Source organism: Streptomyces asoensis, assembly GCF_013085465.1.
GTDB lineage: Bacteria > Actinomycetota > Actinomycetes > Streptomycetales > Streptomycetaceae > Streptomyces > Streptomyces cacaoi_A.
Genome location: NZ_CP049838.1, coordinates 4,469,589 through 4,483,536 on the forward strand (window position 1 = coordinate 4,469,589; position 13,948 = coordinate 4,483,536).

Below are 13,948 nucleotides of genomic sequence, written 5' to 3' on the forward strand. Positions count from 1 at the left end.
CCGGCCGAGGAACGTGCCGTACTTCCCGCCCCTTCGGGCAGGGACTGGTCTCAATCGAGGGTGCCCACGATGGATCAACAGCTTCTGGCCAAAACCTTCGTCGAGCTGGCCGACAATCTGGTCGCCGACTTCGACCTCATCGACTTCCTGCGCCTGCTGACCGACCGCTGCGTCAGCATGCTCGACGCGAGCGCCGCCGGGGTGCTGCTCGCCGACCGGGACGGCAAACTCCGCGTCATGGCCGCCTCCGACGAACAGGTGCGGCTGCTGGAGCTCTTCCAGCTCCAGAACGACGAAGGCCCCTGTCTCCAGTGCTTCCACACCGGCGTACCGGTGATCATCCACGACCTGACCCGGGAGGTCGAACGCTGGCCTCGCTTCGTCACGGCGGCCCACCGCTGCGGGTTCGGGGCCGTCCAGGCCCTGCCCATGCGCCTGCGGGACGAGACCGTGGGCGCCCTGAACCTCTTCCGCGCCGCGCCCGGCCCCTTCGAACCGACCGCCACCCTCATCGCCCAGGCGCTGGCCGACGTCGCCACCATCAGCCTGCTGCAACAGCGCACCGCCCAGCGCAGCACCGTGCTCAACGAGCAGCTGCACACGGCGCTGAACAGCCGGGTGCTGATCGAACAGGCCAAGGGGAAACTCGCCGAACGCCAGGGCATCGACATGGAGCAGGCGTTCAGCGCGCTGCGCGGCTACGCCCGCGCCCACAACCGGCGCCTGGCCGATGTGGCCCGCGCCTTCGTCGACGACTCCGAACCCCTCGCCGGTCTGGGGGCCTGACCCACGCGCCGGGGCGGGGCCACTACCGCTCTGCGCCGTCCTCGACCAGACGGCGGTGCGGTTCCGTGGTCATGACGTGGATCGCTCGTGGGGCCGCTCTGTTCAGCGGGCCGGGCGCCGGGTGGAGCGCCAGATGGAGCGGGCCGCCAGGCAGAGCAGATCGGCAATGAGAAGCAGTACGCCGGCGGAAGCCAGATAGAGCGTGCCGTCGACGGCCACGCCAATGGCGACCAGAGCGATTCCGGCGATGAGCAGGGTCAGGAAGAGGACCATGACGGCATGCCTCCTGGGAAGGAATCGTGCGGTATCTGCATGGTCTCTCGGCTACGGCGGGACACGCGGCGCCTGTGCTCGATGTCGCGTCGGCCGAGGAGCGGTACGTGTCGGCCCCGGCGCACAAGGCCGCTACCGGATTCCGGGGCGTCTCGCGGCCGGTACCCCCGTGGGGTTCGGTCCAGGGGATCTCAGGCGGTCCGTCGGGCGCGGTGGTGGGCTTCCCGGAATCGGACCTTGGACGGGAGGCGGTCCAGGCCGACAGAGTCTCGTGCGTGCGCGAGTGTTTCCCGGCTCAGTCGTCCCAGAGTCCGCGCCGGATCCGCGTATGGCTCCAACATCAGCCGCACGCGTGCGGTGGGAGCAGTACGTCGGCCCGTCAGCCGGACTTGAGCCCGCGAAACCCCGCCCAGGGCTTGCGCCTCTTCCTCGATCGCGTCCTCCAGCGTGCGGCCGTCGAGCCGGACCGCCGCGCCGTCTTCGCTGTCGACGAGAACCCGGTCCAGGTGGTGTCTGCGTTGCGCAAGGAGCCACCACAGCAGCAGAGCCAGCAGCACGGCGAGCGCCGCGATGACGGTCGGCCACCACCAGCCCTCTTCCCGCCACCGGGTTCGTCCCTCGGCGCCCAGCAGCACATCGTCCGGCCCGAGGAAGGGCCACCAGCCCGGCATGCCGAAACCCCAGCGGCGCTGGAGATCCAGCCCGCCCAGCAGTACGCCGCCGCCCAGGGCGAACAGTCCAAGGCCGAGAAGCCCCAACAGCACCCGGTTCACCGTCTTGAGCATCAGGATCACCTCAGCCCTTCGGGCGCCGGACGCGCACGGTCAGCGTGGGTTGCCGGGCGAGACGCAAGGACGTCACGGCGTCCTCCAGCGTGGCGTCCAGGTCCGCGCGAACCTCCTGGAGGTCGCGGAAATGTGCCCGTGCCTGGGCCTTGACCTTCCGGCGGCCGACATCGACCCGTGCCGACCGGACACCGGACACCTGCATGGCCCGGTCGCGCAGAACCAGGGCGGCCGCGCGGCGGTCGAGCCCGGCTCGGACCTCCCCTGCCCCGGGGATTCCGGTGGGCTGCCGCATGGGCAGCAGCCTGCGCAGACCCGGCGTCACCGCCAGCAGGAAAAGCCACAGGCCGAGGGCCATCGCCACCGCGGCCCCGACGATCACCCAGATGTCGTCCAGTGGCCGGGTGGCCAGTTCCTCGGCGAGCCGCCGCCGCCAGCGCATCGCGGACCGGCCTGCCCGCACCGAGACCACGTCGTACAGGAGCAATCCAACGGCCGCGGCGGACAGCAGGGCCACCAAGGCCGCGGGAATCCGCCGCGCCGACCAGAAGCGGCGCGCCGACCGGCCTGATTCGTCGATCGCCGCCGTCGCGCCCTCGCCCGGGGTGCCGTCGGCGGACGGAGCCGCCTGTCCGGAATCGGAGGGAAGGTCGCTGTCGCTGTCACCGGTCGGCTGCCGCCAGCTGTTCGCGCTCATCTCACTCTCTCCTGGTCCGTGTGCCGCGCATGCACCGAGTGCAGCCTCTCGACCGACACCACGAGGTCGGACACGTCCATGCCGGCCCATGTCCTGAGCCGTTCGGTGACCTCCCGGCGCACTGCGGCGCACTGCGCCCCGATGTCGGACGGATAGCCGAGTTCGACGACGATGCGCAGCCGGGCCTTGCCGAGCGCCGCCTGCCGTCTCGCGGCGGACTCGGCGTCTCGTCCTGCGGTAGTGCGCTCCGGTGCCCGCCGCACGGATGTGCTCACACGTGGCGTCCTGCGGCCCGGCGGTACGCGGCCGACCGACTCGGTGAACCGGCTCAGCGCCTCGCGCGCCACATGGGAAGCGATTTTCGCGACGACCCGGTCTGCGACGTTGATCGCACCGCGCTCCTCGCGGGGAACGCCCGGAGGCCGATCTGCTTCACCGGTCACTGCCGCCAGTCCCCCCGAGTCCGTCGCCGGTCATCGCGGATCCGCTCCTGGCGGTCCCGGCGGCGGACGAAGTCGCCCGGTTCGAGATCACCTTCCGTGAACCGCCCGACCACAAGACCGACGACGCCCAGCCCCAGCACCAGCAGGAAAGCCCAGAAGTCACCGAAATACGCCGCGAAACCCAGCGCCATTCCGCTTATCAACCCCACTACGGCCCTGCTCATCACGCGCTCCTTCACTCAAGCGGGCTGCTCCGCGCGTGCCCCGGCTACCGGATCCGCTGCCGCTCCTCCCCTTCGTCCTCCTCCTCGTCCGGCAGCTTCACGTCGCTGACCATGATGTTGACTTCCACGACTTCCAGACCCGCCATCCGCTCCACCGCGGAGATCACGTTCTCCCGCACCGCATGGGCCACGTCCGTGATCGAGACGCCGTAGTCGACGACGATCTCCAGATCGATGGCCGCCTGTCGCTCTCCGACCTCGACACCGACCCCGCGCCTGGCGGATTTGCCACTGCCGGCGCCGGGCATCCGCTCCCGCATGGATCCCATCGAGCGGGCGAATCCGCTGCCCAGGGCATAGACGCCGAGCACGTCCCGTGCCGCTATTCCGGCGATCTTCTCCACCACCACATCGGCAATGGTCGTCCGGCCGCGAGAACCGGTCGCACCGCCAAGCTTTACGCCGGTGTTCTCAGTCATCGGGACATTCCTCCCTTGTGGCGCTCACACGGCACTCACCGTTGATATTATAGTCGTTTTAGTACTTTTTGACCGAGTGTGTTCCCCGAGGTGGTGTGGTCCACGTGGCCCGAGCGCCCCTGCCTGGAGCCTCCCGGGACACTCCGGGCACAGTGCGGGAGGAAGGGAACCGCGGTCATGGACGTAAGAGAGTGAGCGGCACGTGAAGACCGAGGCGTGGACGCAGGTACGGCACCAGTTCGACCTGGGCCGGCTGCTCCCGCTCGGCGGCCCCGACGACGGGACGTGGATCACCGAGCAAGCGGCCGTCCGGGCCCTCGGGCGCGCGGCCGCTGAGATTCCCGGTGTTCGGCTGGAGTCTCTGCGCATCGGGTCGGCACCGCTCGCGCCCGTGTCCGAGCCGGCCGTCCGCCCACCGGCCAGCGCCCTGCCGCCCGGCCCGCTCAGGATCGAAGCCGCCTTCACAGCGTCCCTCGGGCAGTCGCTGCCCGAGACCGCCGCGCAGTTGAGGAGCGCGCTGCTCGACGCGGCCGCGGAACGGCTCGGCCTGGCCACCGTGACAGCCGACCTGCGCGTCACGGATCTCCAGGAGGGCTCGCAGACAGTCGTCAGGTCGCGAACCTCGACGAGGGCCATGAAGCCCGCGCCGGAAGCCCCAGCCGCGCGAAGCTCGCCCCCGGTGACCGGAACAGGATCCATGCGGGGGCCGGTCGGCGAGCCGGCGGACGTCGCGACGGCTGTTCCGGGCGTCGCCCGCCTCACCTCCGTGCTGGGAAGCCGCCCGGTCAGGGTGGAGGACCATGACTATCCACCCGGCCGACACATCGAGGTCCACCTCGCGGTCGCCCCAGGACACCATCCACTGGAAGTCGCGCGCGCCGTCCGGGCCGCCGTGGCCGACGCAGCCACCACTGGCACCCCGGGCCCGATCACCGCCGCCGTCCTCATCACAGAAACCGCGGCCTAGCCGGTCAGGTGTCAACGACGGCTCGACGCATTCGGCGCGATCCGGTCCCCTTTCTCCGGGCTGATCAGCGATGGCCCGGTCGCGGTCGCTGGTCATGTGCGGACAGCTCAGCGCGCCGGCGGTCGAGGCCAGGGTGTTGCCGGTGTGGCGGAGCGTGAAAGCGGAGTTCCGACGTGACACCCGCCGCCTTCCTGGCCGACACCCGGTCCCTCATCCGCCGACCGCCGCCCTGCCGGTCATCGGTCCCGGCCGTTCGGGGGATACCTGGGCCGCCGCCTGCGTCCTTACCGCCTCGCGGGGCATCCCTTGACGGAACGAAAGGGAGACACGATGCCGCTCTATCTATCGAGGTTCAGCTACACGCCGGAGACCTGGGCGCGGCTGATCGACCGACCGGAGGACCGCGCACAGGCCGCTCGGTCGTACATCGAGTCCGTCGGCGGGAAGCTCCACGGTTTCTGGTACGCCTTCGGCACGCACGACGGCTACAACCTGTGGGAGGCCCCGGACAACGTGTCCATGGCCGCGGTTGCGCTGGCGATCGGCGGAGGCGGGGCGCTCAGCTCGTTCGAGACGACCGTTCTCCTGACCGTCGACGAAACGATGAAGGCCCTGCGCGCAGCCGGGCAAGTTCAGTACCGGCCTCCTGGCGCGTAGCAGCCGGAGCGGGTGTCGCAGGGCGGAGACGCGTAACGCCCGTCCGGCCGCCGCTGGTATCGACCCATGACGACACCTCGGGCGGTGCCGCGCAGGTCGGCGTTTAGGGTCGTGCGGTGACGAGTAGCAGTGTGCGGCGCTCCCCCGTCCCGGCCGACGGCCGTCCGGCCAAGGCACCCGACGACTGGCAGGGCCGGCTGCGCCTGTTCGGATACGGCGGGCGCCCCCGGGCCGATGTCCGGGAGCGGCTGGTTCCGCCCTTTCCGGGGCCGTCGACCCGCTGGTGGGAGCTCATACGCCTGGGTCCGGCCGGGGCGTACCGCGCCGCGAGGGTGATGGACTGGCTGGGGCCGGTCCTCGTCGCCGTGCTGGCCGGAGCGATCCGGTTCCGGCGTCTCGGGCAGCCGCGGGGACTCGTCTTCGACGAGACCTACTACGCCAAGGACGCCTGGGCGCTGCTGCGGCTCGGCTACGAGGGCACCTGGCCGGACCGTAAGATCACCGATCCGCAGATCCTCGCGGACCCATCGGTGATCCCGCTCTCCGACACCGGGGCGTTCGTCGCCCACCCGCCGACGGGCAAGTGGGTGATCGCCCTCGGTGAGTGGATGTTCGGCCTCACCCCGTTCGGCTGGCGCTTCATGACCGCGGTCCTGGGCACGCTGTCGGTGCTGATGCTGTGCCGCATCGGACGCCGGCTGTTCCGGTCGACGGCGCTGGGCTGTCTGGCCGGCACGCTGCTGGCACTGGACGGTCTGCATGTGGTGATGAGCCGGTCCGCGCTGCTGGACCTCGTCGTCATGTTCTTCGTGCTGGCGGCGTTCGGCTGTCTGCTGCTCGACCGGGACCACGCGCGGGCCCGGCTCGCGGCGGCCCTCCCGGTGGACGGGGACGGCCACGCGCGCCCGGACCGGGTCACCGGCGACCGTGCCGGGACGGGACCGCGTCCGTGGCGGCTCGCGGCCGGTGTCTTCCTGGGGCTGGCGGCCTCGACCAAGTGGAACGGCCTGTACTTCCTCGCCTTCTTCGTGGTCCTCACCCTGCTGTGGGACGTCGGCTCCCGCCGCGTGGCCGGGGCGGGGCGCCCGTACCGGGCGGTGCTGCGCAAGGATCTCGGCTGGTCGGTGCTGTCCGTCGTGCCGGTCGCCGTCGTGACCTACCTGGTGACGTGGACCGGCTGGTTCCGGTCCGACGACGGGTACGGGAGGCACTGGGCGGACGGCCGCGGCGGCACCTGGTCGTGGATACCGGCTCCGCTGCGCAGCCTGTGGCACTACGAGTACGGCGTCTACCGGTTCAATGTGGGGCTCCACACCTGGCACCGGTACGAGTCGAACCCCTGGAGCTGGCTGGTCCTCGGCCGCCCGGTGCTGTTCGACTACCGGTCACCGAAGGCCGGGCGGGACGGGTGCCACGCCACGACCGACTGCTCGCAGGCGGTCCTCGCGCTCGGCACGCCGCTGCTGTGGTGGTCGGCGTGCTGCGCACTCGGGTATCTGCTCTACCGGTGGGCGCTGCGCCGCGACTGGCGCGCGGGCGCCGTCCTGTGCGCGGTGGCGGCCGGCTATCTGCCCTGGTTCCTGTACCAGGACCGCACGATCTTCTCGTTCTACGCGGTCGCCTTCGTGCCGTACCTGTGTCTGGCCGTGGCGATGATGCTGGGCGCGCTCCTGGGTCCGCCGGGGGCCGACGACAGACGCCGGACACTGGGCGCGGTCGCCGCGGGCGGGCTCGTGCTGCTCGTCGCCTGGAACTTCATCTATTTCTGGCCCGTGTACACGGGCCAGGCGATCCCGGTCGGCGACTGGCGGTCGCGGATGTGGCTGGACACGTGGATCTAGCCCCGGGCGGACGCAGCGCGATGACCGATGCTGACCGCGATGACCGCGATGACCGACGATGACCGCGGCGAACCTGCGGTCGGCGTGGTCATCGTCGGTCATGGCCCGGCACCTGCGGGTCCGGGCCGCGGCTACTTGAGTTCGGCGTCGGTGTAGTAGCCGCCCGCGACCAGGACGTACTCGTAGTTGGTCTTGTCGACGGTCGTCGGCTGCAACAGGTAGGCGGGCACGGCCTTGACCCCGTTGTCGTAGGCCCTTCTGTTGTTCACCTTCGGCGTCTTGTCGTTGAGTATGTCGTCGGCCATCTCGGCTGCGACACCGGCGAGTTGACGGAGGTCCTTGTAGACGGTCTGCGACTGCTCACCCGCGATGATCGACTTCACCGAGGCAAGTTCGGCGTCCTGCCCGGTGACGATCGGCAGGGGTTTGCTGCCGGAGCCGTAGCCGTCCGCCTTCAGCGCGTTCAGGACGCCGATGGAGATGCCGTCGTACGGCGACAGGACCGCGTCGACCTTCCTGCTCCCGTACGACTCGGCGAGGATGCCGTCCAGGCGCTTCTTCGCGGTGGGCCCGTCCCAGCGCAGGGTGGTGACGTCCTTGAGCGCGGTCTGGCCGGACCGGACCACCAACTGCTTGGTGTCCAGGTACGGCTGGAGGAGGTGCATCGCGCCGTCGAAGAAGAACTTGGTGTTGTTGTCGTCTGGGGAGCCGGCGAACAGTTCGATGTTGAACGGGCCCGCACCGTCCTCCAGGCCGAGCTTGTCGATGATGTAGCGGGCCTGGAACCGGCCGACCTGCTCGTTGTCGAACGAGACGTAGTAGTCGACGTTCTCGGTGCCGAGGATGAGCCGGTCGTAGGAGATCACCGGGATGTCCGCGTCGGCGGCCTTCTGGAGCACGCCGTTCAGCGACTTGTTGTCGATGGCAGCGATGATCAGCGCGTCGACGCCCTGCTTGATCAGGTCCTCGATCTGTGCGACCTGCGTTTTCGGGTTGTCCTGGCCGTACACCAGCTTGGCCTGGTAGCCGTCGGCCTTCAGGTCGTCGACGACGCTCTTGCCGTCGGTGAGCCAGCGCTCGGAGGCCTGGGTGGGCATGGCGATGCCGATGGTGCCGCCCTCGGAGTCGCCCTCGGAGCTGCCCCCGATGTCGCTGCCGCAGGCGGACAGCGTGAGGGCGAGAGAGACGGCTCCGGCGGTGGCGGCGAGGGCGGCTCTTCGGTTGTGCATGGTGATCGTTCCTCGTTCTTCTCGTCGTTGAGAGGATGGGGGGTGGCAGACGGCTGTGGGGAACCGGTGGAGCGGGCCGGGCAGCCGGCGAGCGGGGAGCGGGCGATCCGGGGTGGGACGCGCCGTGTCCGCTTCCGCGCGGTCTCGGTGCGGGGTCGGGTCCCGACCCCTCAGGGAGGCGCCGTGCGGGTGGGTTTCGGGCGCCCTGTACCGACCGGACTTCCGGTGGAGCGGTACGCCCCGCGGCGCGGATCCGCTCGGCGATCTCTGGGATCCGCATGCGGCCGCGAGGCCGTCAGGGGCCTGGCGCGCCTGTTCATGGACGGTGAACAGGCGGAGGGTCACGCTGAACTGACTGACGATCGGATCGCCCGGCGCGTCGCTCGGGCCGGCGCTCGAGCGCCTCGGTGTCCGCTGGATCGTCGATCAGTGCGACGGTACGGCCCGGTAAGCAGGTCTCGCCGACCCTCGCACTCGCGTCACCGGGGCGCACCTGTACATACGCCGGGCCGCGCCGGGGCGCGCCTGCCACGTATGTACTGATTTCGGTGGCGCGCAGGGCACTTGCCTTTCAGCCGTTCGAAATATCGTCACGTGGTCGGAATGGTGGCGTGACAATAAGAGGGGGTGTGCGGGGTGTCAACGCTACGAACAGAAACGGTTCCGGAAAGTGGTGGAGATCGCTTTCTGTCCCCGGCGGGCGACCTTGTCGCGACGCCTGGGAATCCCGTAGGGCTTCCGCATTTCTCCTGGTCAACGCCTTGGCCTGACCGAGCCGGGCAATACCGGGGAGCACGGCGGGCCTTGCTGTGAATACGCCATGAAAACGGCCCGGAGCCGGCGCTGACGCCGTCTCAGGGCCGGAGTCCCGGTATGTCACCGCCGGACGGTGAGGTACCGCCATGTGCCCCATGTGCTGAGGCGTCGGTCAGTTTCAGCGCAGCGTGAGGGGGGTCTCGAATTCGACCCGGGTCAGCTTTTCGGGGTTGCGGACGTAGTAGATGCCGGTGATGCCGGCGTCCTCGACGCGGACCGCCATGACGCCGTCGTTCTCGCCGTCGAGCCGTACGAGGAGTGCCGGGCTGCCGTTGACGAGGGTGAGGTGGCCGGTGAGGACGGCCTCGTGCCTGCTCGCGGTGCTGATGATGAAGCGGGCCACCCTGTCGGCGCCGACGACGGGCCGTCGCGCGGCCTGTTTGACGCCGCCGCCGTCGTTCAGCATGACGACCTCGGGCGCGAGCACGTCGAGGAGACCCTGGAGGTCCCCGGTGGCGAGCGCGCGCCGGAACGACTCCAGCACCGCCCGGGTCTCGCGCGGGGAGACCACCTCGCGAGGACGGCGGGCGTCGACGTGCTTGCGGGCGCGGTGCGCGATCTGGCGGACGGCCGCGGGGCTCTTGTCGACCGCGGTCGCGATCTCGTCGTAGCTGACGTCGAAGGCCTCGCGCAGCACGAAGACGGCGCGCTCCGTCGGCGACAGGGTCTCGAGGACGAGCATCAGCGCCATCGACACGCTCTCGGCGAGCTCGGCGTCCTGGGCCACGTCCGAGGCGGTGAGCAGCGGTTCGGGCAGCCAGGGGCCGATGTACGCCTCCTTGCGGCGCGTCATGGTGCGCAGCCGGTTGAGCGCCTGGCGGGTCGTGATCCGGACCAGGTAGGCGCGCCGGTCGCGTACCTGTGCCAGGTCGACGTCGACCCAGCGCAGCCAGGTCTCCTGGAGGACGTCCTCGGCGTCCGCCGCCGATCCGAGCATCTCGTACGCGACCGTGAAGAGGAGGTTGCGGTGGGCGACGAACGTGTCGGTCGCCGGATCAGCGGCGTCGTCGCCCATGGCTCAACCCTCTTCTCTTCCCCGTGGTCCGCCCTGGCTGCCGACGGCCTTCGGTCGTGCGTCCACACCAAGGTCCATTGTCCCGCGCGCGAGCGCGCCGTCCTCGCTAGGCCGCCCGGTCGGCGGTGTCGGGTACCTCCCCGTGCTTCGCCCGGAGCAGTTGCCCGCGCTTGCTGTCCTTGACCCACCAGGTGCGCAGACCGGGCTTGCGCGCCTCGTACGCCAGTTGCCAGACGGTGCTCCTGCACACGAACTCCTTGACCTTCCCGCCCAGACGGCCGCCGAGGTAGAGGCTGATCGCGACGTCGTTCCTGCGGGCGAACTGGAAGACGCCGGAGCGCCGCCCGAGGCTCAGGCACTGGCCGGCGAACCCCACGTCGATGGGCGTGGGGTTCGCCCCGGCGATCCGGCTGAGCACCGTCTCGGTGGCCTGCGGGCCGAGCTGGACCGCGGACTGGCAGCCCAGCCGGAACGGCAGATCCGACGGTGCCGCGGAGTCCCCGGCCGCGACGATGCGCGGGTCGTCCACGCTGGTCAGGGTCTCGTCCGTGCGCAGGCGGCCCAGGGCGTCGGTGCTCAGTCCGCTCTGCGCGGCCAGGTCCGGCACGCCGAACCCGGCGGTCCAGATGGTCACCTCACTCGGCAGTTCGCGGCCGTCGGCGAGCCGCACGGCCTCGCGGGTCACCTCCGTCACCTGGGTGTCGGGGCCGTCGAGCACGGTCACCCCGAGCTCGGCCAGCCTCCTGGCGACCGCGCGTCGGCCCCGCGGGTGCAGATACGGGCCGAGCACACCGCCGCAGACCAGGGTGACGGTGCGGCCCGCTTCGGCGAGTTCGGCGGCGGTCTCGATGCCGGCCGGGCCGGCGCCGACGACCGACACCGCGGCCGACGCGGGCGCGGCGGCGACGACCGGCCGCAGCCGCTCGGCCTCCTCCAGGTCGGCGAGCGGGTAGGCGTGCTCCGCCGCGCCGGGCACCCGCGGGTCGGCGCTGCCGCTGCCCACCGCGTAGATCAGGTAGTCGTAGTCGACCGTGCCGCCCGACGCCAGCGTCAGCCGGCGTCCGGCCGCGTCGATCCGGGTCACGGTGTCGACCGTCAGCCGGACGCGGTCGGCCAGGATCTTCGCGTAGTCGACGACCGCGTCGTCGGACCCGCCCACCAGTTGGTGCAGGCGGATCCGCTCGACGAAGGTGCGGCGGGGGTTGATCAGCGTCACGGTCACGTCGTCGCGCTGCGTCAGACGGTTGGCCGCCATGACGCCGGCGTATCCGCCGCCGATCACTACGACTTCGGTGTTCTCAGCCATGACGTCTCCTCCATATTCGGTGGTTCGGCCTCAAGACACCGCGTCGTCGATCCCTGTGACAGCACGTGAGGCAGATCACTCCACTTGGTGGGGGGGGGGGAGGGCCTGGAGGTGGCCTAGTGGTCCCCCGTCGGGGTGCCCGCTGCCGGAGTGATCAGGCCGGTCTCGTAGGCCACGACGACGGCCTGGGCGCGGTCCCGCAGGCGGAGCTTGGCGAGGATCCGGGCCACGTGGGTCTTCACGGTGGCCTCGCTCAACCGGAAGCGCGCGGCGAGTTCGGCGTTGCTCAGGCCGGTGCCGAGCGAGCGGAGGACCTCGAGTTCGCGAGGGGTGAGCACCGTCAGGTCGCGGTGCAGGGCGGCGGAAGCCGCTGTCTCACGGGCGACGAAGCGTTCGACCAGGCGCCGGGTGATGGCCGGCGCGAGCAGCGCGTCACCGGTGCGGGCGAGACGGACGGCGGCGACCAGGTGCTCGGGGGTGACGTCCTTGAGGAGGAAGCCGCTCGCCCCGGCGGTGAGGGCCGCGTACACGTAACGGTCGAGGTCGAAGGTGGTCAGCATGATGACGCGGGGCGGCTCGGGCGGTCCGGCGCCGGAGAGGATCTGCCGGGTGGCTTCCAGGCCGTCGGTCCCGGGCATCCGGATGTCCATGAGGACCAGGTCGGGCCGGGTGCGGCGGACCGCGTCGACGGCCTGGTCCCCGTCGCAGGCCTCGGCGACGACGTCGATGCCGTCCGCCGCCAGGATCATGCCGAAGCCGGTGCGGACCAGCGCCTGATCGTCGGCGATCACCACGCGCGGCGGCTGCCCGGTCACGCGAGCTCCTCCACGGGGATGACGGCGCGGACCTCGAAACCGCCGGTGGGACGTTCGCCCGCGCGGAGGGTGGCGCCGTAGACGGCGAGGCGTTCACGCAGGCCGATCAGTCCGCGGCCGCCACCGGTACCGTCCGGCGCCGCGGACGTGCCGCCGGTGTCGGACACCTCGATGTGCACCGCGCCGGGGACGTGCTCGATGGCGACCCGCACCCGGCCGCCGACGGCATGCCTGACCGTGTTGGTCAGCGCCTCCTGCACCACGCGGTACGCGGCCAGGTCGGCGCCCGGGGCGAGCGGGGCCGGGGTGCCGGTGACGGTCAGCTCGACGGGCACGCCGGTATCGCGCACCCGGTCGGTGAGGGCGGGCACCTGGGCGAGGCCCGGCTGCGGCGCCAGATCGGCCCCGGCGGCCGGGTCGGAGGCACCCCCGGCCCCCTCCGCGTCCCCGTCCCCGCCGTTCCCGTCACCGGCCATGGTGAGCAGGCCCATGACGTGCCGCAGTTCGGCCATCGCCGTACGCCCGCCCGCCTCGACGGCCAGCAGCGCCCGGCGGGCCCGGTCGGGCGCGGTGTCCATCACCTTGCGGGCCGCGCCCGCCTGGATCACCATCACGCTCACATTGTGGGTGACGACGTCGTGCAGTTCGCGCGCGATCCGGGAACGCTCGCGGTCGACGGCCAGCCGCATGGCGGCCTCGTGCTCCTCCTCCAGAGCGGTCAGCCGCACCTTCCAGATGTGGACCGCGTTGGCTCCCAGCCCCACCCCGAGCAGCGCGAGGAACGGCACGAGACCGGGAGCGAACGACGGGAAGGTCTCGTCGCGCAGTACGGCGAGCAGGGCGGCGGCCACCAGGCCGGCGAGCGCACGCGCCCGGTACGGGCTGTACACGGCCGCGCTGTAGGCGGCGACCACACAGGACAGGAACGTGTACAGGGTCGGGTCGCCGCCGCGCAGATGCTGGTTGAACAGCAGGCTCGCGACGACCACCGCCCAGAACGCGGACAGCGGGAACCGGCGGCGCACCACCAGGGGCAGCGCGGTCAGGGCGGCCAGCGCCAGCTGCCAGGGCTCGACGGCGCCGGCGAACTGCGCCACGCCCACCCCCACGTCCGGGAACGGGCCGACCGGCGGGACGCCGGGCGCGGGCACCCGTGGCGGAACCGGCACGAGCATCGGCGGAACCGGCGCGTCGCCGGCGCCCTGCCGGTAGGTGGCGCCCACCGTGCAGGCGGCGAGGACGAAGGCGAGGATCGCGTCGGCCGTCCACATCCACCGGGACGGGCGGGGCAGCGGGCTCCTGCGCAGCAGGGCCGCGGCCCCCGTTCGCCACCGCTCCACGATCTCCGCCCGCACAGCACCGCCCGCCCCGCCCATGCTCACAGTGTGGCAACCCGCGTGCGCTCCCACATCCGTCCCGCTGCGGACGGCGGCACGGCGGGCTACATCCGCCGCGTACATCGCAGGGATGACATGCCCGGCGGGTCATCCCGGGGCGGCATCCGGTCTCACCGTCTCAGGCGACGCCCCGGACCGGGGCCCGCCCCTAGCTTCGGACCCGAACCGTCGAACGCCGACCCTGGAGGCACCGTGGCAGCGACCGCGCCCGTCATCGA

Annotated in this window: 15 protein-coding genes; 4 read left to right on the top strand and 11 right to left on the bottom strand. The window is 71.3% G+C overall.

Annotation, left to right across the window (positions count from 1 at the left end):
• Positions 1–69: 69 nt before the first annotated feature.
• A complete protein-coding gene (locus tag G9272_RS19850; RefSeq protein WP_171397836.1) occupies positions 70–786 on the top strand; it encodes a GAF and ANTAR domain-containing protein in 717 nt (238 codons plus the stop codon).
• Between the two features lie 102 nt (positions 787–888).
• Here G9272_RS19850 and G9272_RS19855 read toward each other — a convergent pair whose 3' ends face one another.
• From G9272_RS19855 to G9272_RS19880, 6 genes are all read right to left on the bottom strand, one after another.
• On the bottom strand, positions 889–1,059 hold the full coding sequence (locus G9272_RS19855) for a hypothetical protein (protein WP_171397837.1): 171 nt from the start codon (positions 1,057–1,059) through the stop codon (positions 889–891).
• 191 nt (positions 1,060–1,250) lie between these two features.
• A complete protein-coding gene (gene amaP / locus G9272_RS19860) occupies positions 1,251–1,844 on the bottom strand; it encodes an alkaline shock response membrane anchor protein AmaP (RefSeq protein ID WP_171397838.1) in 594 nt (197 codons plus the stop codon).
• 10 nt (positions 1,845–1,854) lie between these two features.
• Positions 1,855–2,541: a DUF6286 domain-containing protein gene (locus tag G9272_RS19865; protein ID WP_171397839.1), complete on the bottom strand. Its 687-nt coding sequence runs from the start codon at positions 2,539–2,541 to the stop codon at positions 1,855–1,857.
• On the bottom strand, positions 2,538–2,984 hold the full coding sequence (locus G9272_RS19870) for an Asp23/Gls24 family envelope stress response protein (protein WP_171397840.1): 447 nt from the start codon (positions 2,982–2,984) through the stop codon (positions 2,538–2,540). The genes G9272_RS19865 and G9272_RS19870 overlap by 4 nt, the downstream gene beginning before the upstream one ends.
• Positions 2,981–3,208 (bottom strand): hypothetical protein, encoded by a 228-nt coding sequence (locus G9272_RS19875; protein WP_171397841.1) that lies wholly within the window; start codon positions 3,206–3,208, stop codon positions 2,981–2,983. The genes G9272_RS19870 and G9272_RS19875 overlap by 4 nt, the downstream gene beginning before the upstream one ends.
• Positions 3,209–3,252: 44 nt before the next feature.
• Positions 3,253–3,687: an Asp23/Gls24 family envelope stress response protein gene (locus tag G9272_RS19880; RefSeq protein ID WP_171397842.1), complete on the bottom strand. Its 435-nt coding sequence runs from the start codon at positions 3,685–3,687 to the stop codon at positions 3,253–3,255.
• 202 nt (positions 3,688–3,889) lie between these two features.
• Here G9272_RS19880 and G9272_RS19885 point away from each other — a divergent pair, with 202 nt between their 5' ends.
• The 3 genes from G9272_RS19885 (at position 3,890) to G9272_RS19895 (ending at position 7,152) form a co-directional block, all read left to right on the top strand.
• Positions 3,890–4,654 carry a hypothetical protein gene (locus G9272_RS19885; RefSeq protein ID WP_171397843.1) on the top strand — a complete coding sequence of 255 codons (765 nt, stop codon included), beginning with the start codon at positions 3,890–3,892 and terminating at the stop codon, positions 4,652–4,654.
• Positions 4,655–4,984: 330 nt separating this feature from the next.
• Positions 4,985–5,311 carry a GYD domain-containing protein gene (locus G9272_RS19890; protein WP_171397844.1) on the top strand — a complete coding sequence of 109 codons (327 nt, stop codon included), beginning with the start codon at positions 4,985–4,987 and terminating at the stop codon, positions 5,309–5,311.
• Between the two features lie 131 nt (positions 5,312–5,442).
• Complete coding sequence (locus G9272_RS19895; protein WP_437184373.1) at positions 5,443–7,152, top strand: dolichyl-phosphate-mannose--protein mannosyltransferase; 1,710 nt, start codon at positions 5,443–5,445, stop codon at positions 7,150–7,152.
• A gap of 131 nt (positions 7,153–7,283) precedes the next feature.
• On the opposite strand, the gene chvE is transcribed toward G9272_RS19895, so the two are convergent.
• The 5 genes from chvE to G9272_RS19920 all read right to left on the bottom strand — a co-directional run bounded on the left by chvE (position 7,284) and on the right by G9272_RS19920 (position 13,709).
• Complete coding sequence (gene chvE, locus G9272_RS19900; protein WP_171397846.1) at positions 7,284–8,381, bottom strand: multiple monosaccharide ABC transporter substrate-binding protein; 1,098 nt, start codon at positions 8,379–8,381, stop codon at positions 7,284–7,286.
• Between the two features lie 934 nt (positions 8,382–9,315).
• A complete protein-coding gene (locus tag G9272_RS19905) occupies positions 9,316–10,212 on the bottom strand; it encodes an RNA polymerase sigma-70 factor (protein ID WP_171397847.1) in 897 nt (298 codons plus the stop codon).
• Positions 10,213–10,318: 106 nt separating this feature from the next.
• The gene (locus G9272_RS19910) at positions 10,319–11,518 is read right to left on the bottom strand and encodes an NAD(P)/FAD-dependent oxidoreductase (RefSeq protein ID WP_171397848.1); all 1,200 of its coding nucleotides are present in this window, start codon (positions 11,516–11,518) and stop codon (positions 10,319–10,321) included.
• Between the two features lie 116 nt (positions 11,519–11,634).
• Positions 11,635–12,333: a response regulator gene (locus tag G9272_RS19915; protein WP_171397849.1), complete on the bottom strand. Its 699-nt coding sequence runs from the start codon at positions 12,331–12,333 to the stop codon at positions 11,635–11,637.
• On the bottom strand, positions 12,330–13,709 hold the full coding sequence (locus tag G9272_RS19920) for a sensor histidine kinase (protein ID WP_171397850.1): 1,380 nt from the start codon (positions 13,707–13,709) through the stop codon (positions 12,330–12,332). Before G9272_RS19920 ends, G9272_RS19915 begins: the two co-directional genes overlap by 4 nt.
• Positions 13,710–13,948: the final 239 nt, after the last annotated feature.